The sequence below is a fragment of the Chitinophaga tropicalis genome, assembly GCF_009758205.1.
GTDB classification, from domain to species: domain Bacteria; phylum Bacteroidota; class Bacteroidia; order Chitinophagales; family Chitinophagaceae; genus Chitinophaga; species Chitinophaga tropicalis.
Window position 1 is genome coordinate 366,790 of the sequence record NZ_WRXN01000004.1, and the last position, 13,196, is coordinate 379,985.

Here is a 13,196-nt window from a genome sequence, read left to right on the forward strand (position 1 = left end):
CTTAATTATTTACAACAACACGACGGGTTATAGTCTTAACACCTGCTACCATAAAATATCCCAATCTTTTTATGCCTCTCTCTTCATTTCTTTCTGTTATATTCCCTGCAGGTAAATAAGACAGAGGGCGGAATACACCACCATCCGATTGTTGCTGGTCAGCAATGGCTTTGTGAAAGGTGAATGCACCTTTCGAAATATTGTAAATGGAAACGGTAACATTTACGGAATTGCTGGTACCAACACGTTTGTTTGATGGCAGTTCAGGAGAAAAGGCCCGTCCACTTGCGGCATAACTATCGTCAACCACAAGAAGCTGATCTTCTTCATCTTCATTTCTGAGCATGTAATAGTCTTTCTGCCAGGGGATGTCCCGGAAATACACCCGGGGATGAAAATAATAGTTCCAGGCGTTATCCTGAAAAACAGTTGCATATCTGCCGGTAATACTATCTATTTCCGGCGCCTCCTTCAGCACTTCTGAGGCAGTAAAAGAAGCTGGGCCTGCCCATGTTGAGTCTATATCTATCGTTAAAGTATAAGTTCTTCCCGGTGTTCCTTTAAAATGTTCGACTATATAATACCCAAAGTAAACGGTATCTCTCCCTCCCACTCCAGGTCTTGTGTCATACCTGGAACTATCCAGATGTAAATTAATAATACTGATCTCACCTCTAATATCTGATTCAATGATATAGACCCTTGCATTAGCTACTCCTTTAACCACCCTCTCAGGATGAATACCAGTGATACCATCATTATACAGGTTGCCGGAAACTTCTGTAATTCTTACCCATTGAGTAGTATCCTTGTTCGTCAGCAATCCTTCGATGGCAAATCCCCTGTCTCCGGGAAATTGAAAATCAGTTTTTTCTCTGCATGCTACTATCAGTAATAGAAATACTATAGGCCAAAATTTCATAAGTATATAATCAGAATTTAAAATTATAACTAACAGACGGAATCAGGTTAAAGATATATAGTTCGTATACCGTTGGAGAGGTACTACCATTTTCACCACCGGGAGTGAACACAATACTGGTAATGTTTTTCCGGTTGTAGGCATTGTATATAGATACGTTCCACTCTCCTTGCCAGTGACGGTGTGGTTTACCTTTAACCGTCAGGGAAAGATCCAACCGGTGGAAATCTTTCAGCTTATAACTGTTACGCAGATTGTAGTAGTTATAAAGTGAACCATTATACAGAAACTGTCCGGCAGGCACGGTTATCCTGGAGCCGGTAGCATAATTGAAGCTCGCGGATACAGAGATCCTTTCACTCAATTTATAACCGATATAACTGCTGATGCGATGAGGGCGGTCATACTGTGTTGCATACCATCTTCCCTCGTTAATTTCATCCATTTTTAACATTGTTTGCGACCATGCGTAACTGATCCAACCAGATAACCGGCCTTTTTCCTTCTTGATCATGGCTTCCAGTCCTCTGGCTCTTCCAGGCCCCAGGTATAGTTCGGAAATTACGTTTGTACTTGATGAAAGATTAGCGTTATCGTGATATTCAGCCTGATTATACAGGTTTTTATAGTAGGCATCAACGGCAAGTTGTAATTGATCTCCGGCGATGGACCAATAAAAACCTCCGGAATAGATATCGGCAGATTGCACAGGCAGGTCTTTACCGGAAGGATACCAGATGGCTGAAGGCCAGCTCAGCAGGCTGTTGGATAACAGGCGCATATGCTGGCGTGTATGTGCATAGGCCAGCTTCAGGGACATATGCGATGTGATCTTATATCCTACGGCAATACGGGGCTCTATCCCTCCATACATGTGAGATTCTTCTCCACCTCTGTTTTTCCAGTGATATCCGGTATCTCCCTTAATATTATAAGAAAAGCTCAGACGGAAGCCATAGTCTATACTGAACCTGTGGGAAGACCAGGAATCAGAAATGTATAAGGCAGGTTCCAGCACAGGTCTGGTAGCAAGCGAAAAGGTATCTGAGGATTGCCGTAATATACCTGTCTGAATACGCTGATAGCCAACATTGAAGCCGAACTCCAGATGATGATTGTTATTGACATAATAGTCATAGTGCTGGCGGAGATCCATCTTCCTGAAACCGGAGCTCCAGGAGTAGCCGGAAGATGTGTTCAGCAGATCACTGTTATAATGATACCGGCTATAAATGAAAGAAGTATTGGAGAACAGGCGTGCATTAAATATATGGTTCCAGCGAAGTGTAGCGGTGGTATTACCCCAGCTTTCCCGGACGGCCTTACTGATATCCGGCGCGTAGAAATCATCATTCCCGGTATAAACGGAAAGGTATAACCTGTCTTTTGCCGAAAGGTGATAGTTACCTTTTACATTCAGATCAAAGAAAGATATACGATTTCCTCTGTGATAACTATTAAAATTACGCAAGAAACTCATTTTATTCAGCCCATAATGCAAGGCATTCAAAGTAGCCCCGGCATAACTGTAACGCCCTGCTACCAGCCAGGAGCCTTTGTCATTTTTCAGAGGGCCTTCTACCATGAGGCGGCTGGAAGTAGTACCAATGCTACCTGTTACTGCCGTTCTTTCCGTATTGCCTTCTTTCAGCCGGATATCGACAACAGAAGAGAGGCGGTCACCGTAACGGGCAGGGATACTGCCCATATATATGTCTGCATTCTTTACCACATCGGGATTAAAAATGGAGAAGAACCCGGCGGCATGAGCAGCATTATAGATGGGCGCTTCGTCCAGCAGGATGAGGTTCTGACCTTCTCCTCCCCCTCTGACGTGCAAGCCACTTAATCCATCTACGGAGGGTTGGACTCCCGGCAGCTGCTGCATGGCCTTCATTACATCTGCTTCTCCCAGCAGAGCGGGAATGGCATTTATCTCCCTGGCATTGAGGGAATGGGCGCCTACTGCCTGTTGTTTAGCCTTACCCCCATCATAACCGGTAATAATGACCTGGCCCAGGCCAGTGGAACGGGGTGTCAGGTAAATATTCATGACCTGGTTGGCTTTGACATTTATCAGTGTATCCAGGCTTTCGTAGCCGATACAGCTGATCCAGATATGCTGCCGGCCGGGGCCGGGGCTGAGGGAGTAGTAACCATAGGCATTGCTGCGCGTACCGGCCTGGGTATCTTTCAATAACACTGTTACCCCTATCAGCAGTTCTCCATTGGCGCTGTCCCTGACAGTACCGCTGAGCGTGTAGCTCTCTGCTATAAATTTCTTTTTAATAATAATCGTATTCCCATTGGCGCTGAATGTAAGTCTGCTGCCATGTAGTAATTGTGTAAGGCATACGGACAGCTTCTCATCTTTCCAGTTTGCGCTGAAAGGTGGGAGTGCATGCAGCCCAGAGACCTCGTAGGCAAATGTGATCTTTTCAGCGGAGCTGATCTTATCGAATATGGCATCCGGGCTTTCGTTGGAAACATTCAATGTGATCCTCCTTTCCAGGACAGGCTGCTGCCCGTACACCTTCAACACAGCACAGAAATACAGGGATACCAGGATAAATATTTTGTTGAATTGCGGCATAGTTACTTAATTCTCTGTTTTTCCAGTTTTACCCCCAGGATATCTTCGAGTGTTTTAATGGCCTGATCAAGGGAAATCTGTCCAAATTCTGCGCTTACAGCCCATTTACTTACAATTTCCGGAGGCACATCTTTTATGCGCAGGCGTACATGATAGCGTTCTCCCAGCTTTGCCAGCACTTCCCTGACAGGAGTGTTTTTAAACATCAGGACGCCTGTTTGCCAGGACAGCCAGTTGGCATCCGTCGTTTCCGACTTCAGCAGGGTGCCGGGAGCGGACCTGTAAGTAGCCTCGTTTCCGGCTGTAAGTATAACATTGTCCCCCCCTTTATTTTCTTTTACCCTGACCTTACCGCTGCTGACAATCACTTTGGCACTGTCATCCTGTTCATCTACCAGGAAGGAAGTACCCAGTACAGTTACTTCAAGTTGTTGGGTTGACACGAAGAAAGGCCGGTGTTCTTCATGGCTAACTTCAAAGAATGCTTTTCCATCCAGTCTGATCTGTCTGTCAGTCGAATATGATATCATAGTTGATGGAGCCAGGGTAACAATACTGCTATCGGGTAATACTATTTTGCGCTGTTCATTTTCGCCGGTCCTTACAGATACCCATTCGGGGGATTTCTCTTGCCCTATATATCCCCATATGGCTGCTCCGGCTAACAGGACTACGGCAGCGGCGGCGCCATAACGGTAGAGTTGTTTCCAGCGGTAGCGGGGGTTAACCATATGAGAATCAGCAAAGTTCTGCCATGCGGTATCTACATTAAAGGCGTCTTCTTTATAATGTGAGGTGATAAATTCCAGGTCTTCCTGTAACAATCCCATTTTCCGGGCATTTTCCGGGTCCTGTTTCAGCCATGCGGCCACCTTTTCCTGCTCTCCGGCGGTTGCTTCGCCGGCGTGGTACCTAGCCAGGCAGTCATCGTCTGGTATGTTCATGAGTGGTCTTTTCTTAATAGTCTGTTCCCTGACAGAAAATCCCTATTGGTTAGGGAAATTTTTCTGAAAAAAAGAAGGATTTAACAAAACGCCCCCCTATTTATATGGATGTACCCACTGAAATTACCCTTCCGGTTAACATTTGAACCCCTAATCTAAAACATTCCCGTCCCCTCACTTTTGGATGTGACAGTTACTTTTGTCGCCACACGTTAGATTGAATTTTGACAAAAGCTATATAATAAACACAGACTGCCAACAAGTAATTAAGACCCATTCCATGGATATGAAGAAAAGACTCTTCCCGATCGCAGTATTTACACTCTGGATGCAGTTCTGCTACGCAGGACAAATAGAAAGGCTGAAAGACGGCTTGCTGGTACGCCTTGACAAACCTGTGGCCGGGGGCGTTAAACAGGTAAAACTGCAGGTGATCACTGACAAAATTATCCGGGTAACTGCCAGTCCGGCGGATTCTATTTCCGGAACACCCAGTCTTATGGCCGTCGTTACTGGCGATCCCGGTGTAAAATGGACGACGGAAGAGAAAGAAGATCAGGTTACACTGAAAACCAATGCTTTAACAGCATCAGTGAATCTCACTACCGGAGAAGTGGTTTTCCGGGACCTAAATGGTAATATAGTATTACAGGAGAAAAAAGGCGGAGGTAAGACATTTACCCAGACCCTTATAGACAACAAACCGCTGTACAGGTTACAACAGGTGTTTGAGTCGCCCGCAGAAGAGGCCCTTTATGGATTAGGCCAGCATCAGACGGGATTAATGAACTACAAAAACCAGGATGTTGACCTTACCCAGTACAACTCTGTTGCTGTAATACCCTTCCTGGTTTCCAGCAAACATTATGGTATACTGTGGGACAATTATTCCATTACCCGTTTTGGCGATGACAGACCTTATGAGGAACTGGGCAGCCTGCAGCTGACGGATAAAGATGGTAAAGAGGGTGCCCTTACAGCTACCTATGCGCTCAGGAATAAACCAGGAACTGTTTTTACCCAACAGCGGGTAACAAAGATAGACTACACCTTCCTGCCGGACCTGAAAAGAATGCCGGCCGGCTACCCGATGGAAAAAGGTATCATCACCTGGGAAGGTAATATAGCTTCTGCAACAGGCGGAGAGGAAAAATTCTACTTAACATCTTCAGGATACATCAGGATCTGGATCAATGACGAATTAAAACTGGACAAATGGAGGGAGGGCTGGAACCCTGGCCCTTCAATTTTCAGACATCAGCTGGAAAAAGGAAAGAAGTATAAGCTCAAAATGGAATGGATCCCGGAATCAGACCAGGCATTTATTTCTGTGAGACACCTTTCTCCTACCCCGGCAACTTTAAAGGATAAAACAGCGTTCACCTCTGAGGCGGGAGAAAAGATAGACTACTATTTTGTGTATGGCAACCAGATGGATGAGGTGATAAACGGCTACCGCACCATCACCGGCAAGGCTACCATTATCCCCAAATGGGCACTGGGATACTGGCAAAGCCGTGAACGGTATAAAACCCAGCGGGACGTGATCAGCACCATGCAGGAATTCCGTAAAAGGAAGATCCCTATTGATAATATAGTAATGGACTGGTCTTACTGGAAAGAAGACGAATGGGGCAGCCAGGATTTTGACCCTGCGCGTTTTCCGGATGCAAAAGGCATGATAGACTCCCTGCATAATATCTATCATGCACACTTTATGATTTCTGCATGGCCTAAGTTCTATAAAGGCATACATAACTACAACCTGTTCGATGAAAAAAACTGGCTGTACAAACAGAGTATCAATGACGGCATAAAAGACTGGATAGGCAAAGGATATGTATCTACATTCTATGATGCTTTCAATCCCGGTGCGCGTAAGCTATTCTGGCAGCTGCTGAGTCAGCATCTGTTCAGCAAGGGAGTGGATGCATGGTGGCTGGACGCTACTGAGCCGGATGTGCTTTCAAATGCTACGATCGACTATCGCAAACAACTGATGAACCCCACTGCACTGGGCCCATCTACACAATATTTCAATACTTACGCGCTGCTGAATGCAAAAGGCATTTACGAAGGGCAAAGGGAAGAAAAGCCCGATCAGCGCGTATTCATTCTTACCCGTTCTGCATATGCAGGCATGCAGCGTTATGCTGCTGCTACCTGGAGCGGGGATATTGCCTCCCGCTTCGACGAGCTGGCAAGGCAGATACCGGCGGGGCTGAATTTCGGCCTGTCAGGCATGCCTTACTGGACAACAGACATCGGCGGGTTCTATGTGGAAGATAAATATGACAAGCCTGATCCGCAGGGTGCGAACCTGCAGGAATGGAGAGAGCTGAACACCCGCTGGTTCCAGTATGGCGCTTTCTGTCCGTTGTTCCGTTCACATGGGCAATATCCTTACCGCGAGCCGTTCAACATTGCACCGGACAACAGTGAGGAATTTAAGTCAATGGTATATTATGACAAACTGCGTTACCGACTGATGCCCTATATTTATTCGCTGGCAGGACAGACGTACCATAATGGTTATACGCCGATGCGCGGGCTGATCATGGATTTTGACAAGGATACTGCTGTACAGCATATCGGAGATCAGTTCATGTTCGGTCCTGCCCTGCTGGTAAACCCGGTGTATACTTATAAGGCGCGCAGCCGTCGTTTGTATCTTCCTGCCAATACAGGCTGGTATGATCTTTACGATGGGAAATATACTGAGGGTGGTAAATATATCACGGCAGATGCACCTCTGGGCAGAATACCGTTGTATGTAAAAGCAGGCAGTATTATTCCTTTCGGGCCGGCATTACAATATACAGCAGAGAAAAAAGCTGATACCATTACACTGTACGTATATACAGGTAGCAATGGTCAGTTTACGCTCTATGAAGATGAAGGGGTGAACTACAACTATGAGAAAGGACAGTACAGCACAATTTCCTTTAATTATAGCGAGGCAAGCAAAACACTTACAATAGGCAAACGGGAAGGCAGCTTCCCCGGGATGTTGCAGGACAGAGCATTCCGTATCATTACGGTGGAGAAATCAGCTCCGGTAGCAACAGATCCGGACAGCAGCAAGGGGACCATGATCAAATACAATGGACAAGAACAAACTATATCACTTAAAAATTAATTCGTCATTTAACACGTTTTGAGACAGTGGCATGGGCATCCATGCCACTGAGTTCACGCTTCAACCATCAAGCAAAAAACATCCCGTAACTAACATTCTAACATTATGAAAACTGCTTACAAAATCAGAGATTTTGTGACTGCATGCATGATCCCGGTATCATGCGGATTAAGCAGCCTGCTGCTGATAGCAATGCTGTTACCCGGCAATGCTGTAGTAGCACAATCAGCCAAGCATGCCTTATCGGGCAAGGTAACCACAGGTAAAGACAATAGTCCGCTGCCAGGGGCCAGCGTCCGTATCAAAGGCACTAACAGCGGCGCTATCACCGATGGTACCGGTAGCTTTAGTCTACAGGTAAGCGACAGTGATTCCCTGGAAGTAACGCTGGTAGGTTATGCCCGCCAGGTGATAGCTGTAAAGGGACGGACCACCATGAACATTACTCTTTCTGAAGGCGCTACAGGACTGGATGAGATCGTAGTAGTGGGTTATGGCACAGAAAAGAAAAAGCTGGTGACCGGCGCTATTGATCACGTGAATACACAACAGCTGGAACAGAACCATGCATTGCGTATTGACCAGGCATTGCAGGGGCAGACACCCGGTGTGCAGATCAGCGCCAACTCTGCCCAGCCGGGCGAGTCCATGAAAGTGCGTATCCGAGGTACAAGCACTGTAGGTAATGCAGACCCACTGTATATTGTGGATGGTGTGCCTACCAATGACATCAGCTATCTGAACGCCAGCGATATCTCTGCTATAGACGTGCTGAAAGATGCAGCATCCGCAGCTATCTACGGTTCAAGGGCAGCTAACGGTGTTGTGCTGGTAACTACCAGGAAAGGCCGTGCGGGCAATATGAGGATTGGTTATGACATGTACTATGGCGTACAGAATCCTTCTCATAAAGTAGCGTTGCTGAATGCACATGACTATGGTGTGATCATGAATGAAATGGCTATCAACTCCGGTAATCCCGCTTATTTCACTGTAGATGAGCTGAACAAACTGGGGAAGGGTACTGACTGGCAGGAAGCTATGTACAACAAGAGAGCGCCTATGCAGAACCATACGCTCAGCCTTTCCGGCGGTAACGACAGGTCTGTGTTCTCTTCCTCTCTTTCTTATACTGCACAGGATGGTGTTATAGGGTTTAAAGATCAGTCCAAATATGAGAGGATATCTTTCCGTATCAATACTGAGCACAAAATGTATAAAGACATTATCGTGTTCGGGCAGAACCTCACCTATGCTCAATCTAATAAGAGAGGTGTAGCTGTTGGCAACATTTACAGCAATACCATGCGCGGTGTTTTTAATGTGAGCCCGCTGTTCCCGGTATATGACACGAGCGGGAATTTTGCAAGGTCTACCTTCATCCCCGAAGAGGTGAACCCTGTAGCCGCCATGTATTACCAGAACCAGAACAAGAACAAGACGGACCGTATTTTCGGTGATGCTTACCTGCAGGTATCTCCTATCAAGGGATTGACATTACGCAGCGACTTCGGTGTTGACCTGCAGTATTCCAATTCAAGGAGCTATCTGCCGGTATATGAGCTGTCTACCAATACTACCAATGAACACTCAAGGGCAACTGAAGGGCGTTACCGTACCGTGAACTGGAACTGGGATAATACCATCAACTACCAGAGAGAGTTCGGTAAACATAACATAGGTGTGCTGTTAGGTATGAACAGCAACCTGACAGAAGCCTCCAGCCTGTACGGCTACAAGCAGGACCTGATAAAAGAAGGCCTGGACAACGCAGTGATAGATAACGGTACTACAGACAGTACACAACGTATCTTTGGTACAGACAGCTCTGCAGCGCTGGTATCTTATTTTGGACGTCTCAGCTATTCTTATGCAGATAAATACATGTTTACGGCGGTATTGAGATCTGATGCATCTTCCCGTTTCGGCGCCAACAACAGAAGAGGTTATTTCCCTTCTTTCTCTGCCGGATGGGTACTTACCAACGAGCCATTTGTAGACCTGAACTGGCTGGATTTCCTGAAGATCCGTGCAGGATGGGGACAGAACGGTAACCTGCCTGTTCCTTACTACCAGTACCTTTCTACCATCTCTTCACAATACCTGGGTTATTACTTCGGATCGGGAGATCAGCCGCTGATAGGCTCTGCTCCGATCAAGATATCTAACCCAGACCTGAAGTGGGAAACTTCAGAGCAGGCCAACATTGGTTTTGATGCGCACCTGTTCAAGGATTTCTCCCTTACAGTAGATGTATACCGTAAAACAACGAAAGACTGGCTGGTGCCGGTAAATATACCTGCCGTTTCCGGCGCTGCCACGACTTACATCAATGGTGGTAACGTACGCAACCAGGGTGTGGAAATTTCACTGGGATACAATCATACATTCCATGACCTGAGCTTTGGCGTGAACGCTAACATGGGCCTGAACCGTAATGAAATAACGGCTATCCCCAACAAGGAAGGTATCATTAACGGCCAGACAGGTGTAACTTTTGCCAGCATGCCGGAATTCTACCGTGCACAGGTAGGTCATCCTATGGGTTACTTCTACGGTTATACGACAGCGGGCATTTTCCAGAATACACAGGAAGTGACCAGCTATGTATCTAAGAACGGTGCGATGCTGCAGCCTAATGCGCAGCCTGGTGATGTACGTTTCAAGGATATAAACGGAGATGGCGTGATAGACAGTAAGGACCAGGGACAGATAGGCAATCCTTATCCTAAGTTCACTTATGGTCTGAACCTGAACCTGGGTTATAAAGGATTTGATTTTGCTGTTGCGCTGTATGGCAGCTACGGTAACCAGATCTGGGATGGTACGCATGACTACTCCCGTCCTACCAGCAACTATACAACAGAGATCCTGGGCCGCTGGACAGGTGAAGGCACTTCCAACAGGCTGCCACGTATAACAGACAACGCTGAGCTGAATCAGAACTGGATCCGCTCATCTGACCTGTATATTCATAGTGCTTCTTTCCTGCGCGTAAAGAGCCTGAACCTGGGTTATGATTTCAAGAGACTGCTGGGGCAGATCCCTTTACAGCAGCTGAGATTATATGTCTCTGCTACCAACCTGTTCACATTCACCAGTTATAAAGGAGTAGATCCTGAAGTGGGTTACGGTCCTGCGGGATGGGCATCCGGTATAGACGTGGGTACATATCCTCAACCTAAAACAGTGATGGTAGGCCTGAATGTAAAATTCTAAAATTTCCACAGATGAAAAAGATATTCGTTTCAATCATAGCTATAGCACTCTTCGCGGCGTGCAGCAAAAATTTCCTGGAACGTTCGCCGGTAGATGAGATCACAGAAGTAGATTTCTACCAGACACCGAAGCAGGCATTACAGGCGCTGGTAGCTGTATATAACCAGCTGAACATCGGAGATTATGACAACATACATCTTGTATCTGAGCTGGCCAGCGACAACTGTTTTGGCGGTGGCGGTACTTCCGACCTTACCTGGAAACAGTGGGACCGTTTCCAGGAAGCGGCCAATATGAACCTGGGCATCTGGCAGAAATACTATACCGGTATTTACAGGGCCAACGTAGTTCTTTCCAAACTGGAAGGCGTGAACTGGGGCGCTGATACTACGCTGAAATCACAGTATACTGCGGAAGCGCGTTTCCTGCGTGCGTATTTCTACTTTGACCTTGTGCGTATGTTCGGGCATGTGCCATTGACCACCAAACCGCTGACCGTAAGCGAATATAACATACCACAGGCTGATCCTGCAGAAGTATACAAACAGATAGCTGAAGACCTGGTATATGCAGCTAACACACTGCCTTCTACTCCTTATGCTGGCATATCCACAGCTGACTATGGCCGTGTTACCAAATGGGCAGCTGAGGCGCTGATAGGCCGTGTATACCTCTACTATACCGGTTACTACAAACAGACCGACCTGGCAGGTGTTGTTTCCAAAACACAGGCCATTACTTACCTGGAAAACATTATCAATACCGCTGGTTACGGACTGGTAGCATCATTCCCCAACCTCTGGCAATCTGCCGGTACTTCCTTTGTTGGTGAAGACAATAAAGAAACCATCTGGTCTATTAAATTCACATATAAAGGCCTGGGCAACTGGGACCAGCACAACGGTAACCGTATGCAGGTAGATATTGCTATCCGCAACCAGGTACTGGGCCCTTACTATAAAGGATGGGGCGCTGGCACTGTGAATACCAAACTGTGGAATGCCTATGAAAGCAGCGATAGCCGTCGTACCAGCACAGCGATCTCTATTGATGGTGAAGGACTGACGGCTTATTCACTGGGCGACCAGGCACAATACACCGGTTATTTCTGGAAGAAATACACTCCTATGACGGCAGGTAATGCTGAAGAAATGGGTGGTAACTTCCAGATAGATAACTACTATGATGATGTAGTGATCCGTTATGCAGATGTGCTGCTGATGGCAGCAGAACTCAACCTGGACGTGGACCTGGGCAAAGCGCAGGGTTATTATGACCAGATACGCGACAGGGCCTATGGTAATACGACCCACCGGAAAACACTGACTGGCGACGCTGCCGGTAAAAACCTGATCATGGAAGAACGCAGACTGGAATTTGCACTGGAAGGACAACGCTACTGGGACCTGCTCCGCCAGGGAACAGATGTGGCTAAAGCAGCTATAGATAACAGCAGCAGCGACGCCCAGTTCAATGTAACTTTCCGTACGGAAACACAGGGGCTGTTCAAGATTCCTGAACAGGAGATCAGTTTGTCTAACGGTGTGTATAAACAAAATACCGGTTGGTCTAATTAATCATTCCACAAAAAACTGCAACATGAAAAAGCTTATCACCTTATCCCTGCTTGCATTATCTACCTGGATGGTATCGTGTACAAAGGAAGATGAAGAAAGTCTTCCCGGTCCGAGCATTGCCCAGTCAGATGTAAAGTTCTCTGTTACTCAGCAGGCAGGACATGACAATATAGTAATGCTGGAAGGTCTTACACAGAATGTTTATTTACATTACTGGGACTTTACCGGGGGTTATTCCAAGAAACAGAAAGACACTATCAACCTGCCATTTGCAGGTACTTATACCATTCATTACAGCGTGTATACACATGGTGGAGTGCTGGGAGACAGTACCAACATAACCGTATCACAGAACGACCCGGATTATTTTTCAAGTCCTATGTGGAATTTGCTGACCGACGCCCAGGCTGGCAAGACCTGGGTATGGGCGATTGATGCTCCTGGGGGCGGTTGTTATGGTAATGGTCCTGGTACTGCGACCAAGCCTGAATGGTGGGTGAATGGTTTGGCTTACCTGACCAGTCAGGGTGTGCAGAATGATGAGATGAAGTTAGATCTGAATGGCGCCAAGAATTTTACTTTTACACATAATGGTGTGAGTACTGCTGCGCGTTTTGACCTGGATACGTTGAATAAGACGTTGAAGATTACGGGGAGTGATATCAGTTTGGGTAAGAAGATCACTTATTCTATTGTGACATTGAATGAGAATGAGCTGACGTTGGTTGAGCAGGGTGATGGCTGGAGGAATTTGTGGTTGTTTAAGAGGAAAGGATACAATTATTAGTTTGCGGGATAAGAT

7 protein-coding genes are annotated in these 13,196 nt (G+C 46.5%); 4 read left to right on the plus strand and 3 right to left on the minus strand.

Translation table 11 applies throughout. The features are described from left to right. Position 1: 1 nt before the first annotated feature. From GO493_RS11885 to GO493_RS11895, 3 genes are read right to left on the minus strand one after another with little or no spacing between them, the layout of a single operon-like run. On the minus strand, positions 2–922 hold the full coding sequence (locus GO493_RS11885) for a DUF4249 family protein (protein ID WP_157306378.1): 921 nt from the start codon (positions 920–922) through the stop codon (positions 2–4). A gap of 10 nt (positions 923–932) precedes the next feature. Further along, positions 933–3,515 (minus strand): TonB-dependent receptor, encoded by a 2,583-nt coding sequence (locus GO493_RS11890; RefSeq protein ID WP_157306379.1) that lies wholly within the window; start codon positions 3,513–3,515, stop codon positions 933–935. A 2-nt stretch (positions 3,516–3,517) separates the two neighbouring features. Continuing rightward, on the minus strand, positions 3,518–4,459 hold the full coding sequence (locus GO493_RS11895; protein WP_157306380.1) for a FecR family protein: 942 nt from the start codon (positions 4,457–4,459) through the stop codon (positions 3,518–3,520). Between the two features lie 286 nt (positions 4,460–4,745). Between GO493_RS11895 and GO493_RS11900 the strand changes: the two genes are divergently transcribed. From GO493_RS11900 to GO493_RS11915, 4 genes are all read left to right on the plus strand, one after another. After that, positions 4,746–7,598: a TIM-barrel domain-containing protein gene (locus tag GO493_RS11900; protein ID WP_157306381.1), complete on the plus strand. Its 2,853-nt coding sequence runs from the start codon at positions 4,746–4,748 to the stop codon at positions 7,596–7,598. Between the two features lie 105 nt (positions 7,599–7,703). Beyond that, positions 7,704–10,817 (plus strand): SusC/RagA family TonB-linked outer membrane protein, encoded by a 3,114-nt coding sequence (locus GO493_RS11905; RefSeq protein ID WP_157306382.1) that lies wholly within the window; start codon positions 7,704–7,706, stop codon positions 10,815–10,817. 11 nt (positions 10,818–10,828) lie between these two features. Further along, positions 10,829–12,394: a RagB/SusD family nutrient uptake outer membrane protein gene (locus tag GO493_RS11910; protein WP_157306383.1), complete on the plus strand. Its 1,566-nt coding sequence runs from the start codon at positions 10,829–10,831 to the stop codon at positions 12,392–12,394. Positions 12,395–12,416: 22 nt separating this feature from the next. Beyond that, positions 12,417–13,181: a hypothetical protein gene (locus GO493_RS11915; protein WP_157306384.1), complete on the plus strand. Its 765-nt coding sequence runs from the start codon at positions 12,417–12,419 to the stop codon at positions 13,179–13,181. Positions 13,182–13,196 lie beyond the last annotated feature (15 nt).

Coding starts and splice junctions, on each gene's coding strand:
- GO493_RS11915 (WP_157306384.1), top strand. CDS start 12,417: ATGAAAAAGCTTATCACCTTATCCCTGCTTGCATTATCTACCTGGATG.
- GO493_RS11885 (WP_157306378.1), bottom strand. CDS start 922: ATGAAATTTTGGCCTATAGTATTTCTATTACTGATAGTAGCATGCAGA.
- GO493_RS11905 (WP_157306382.1), top strand. CDS start 7,704: ATGAAAACTGCTTACAAAATCAGAGATTTTGTGACTGCATGCATGATC.
- GO493_RS11890 (WP_157306379.1), bottom strand. CDS start 3,515: ATGCCGCAATTCAACAAAATATTTATCCTGGTATCCCTGTATTTCTGT.
- GO493_RS11900 (WP_157306381.1), top strand. CDS start 4,746: ATGAAGAAAAGACTCTTCCCGATCGCAGTATTTACACTCTGGATGCAG.
- GO493_RS11910 (WP_157306383.1), top strand. CDS start 10,829: ATGAAAAAGATATTCGTTTCAATCATAGCTATAGCACTCTTCGCGGCG.
- GO493_RS11895 (WP_157306380.1), bottom strand. CDS start 4,459: ATGAACATACCAGACGATGACTGCCTGGCTAGGTACCACGCCGGCGAA.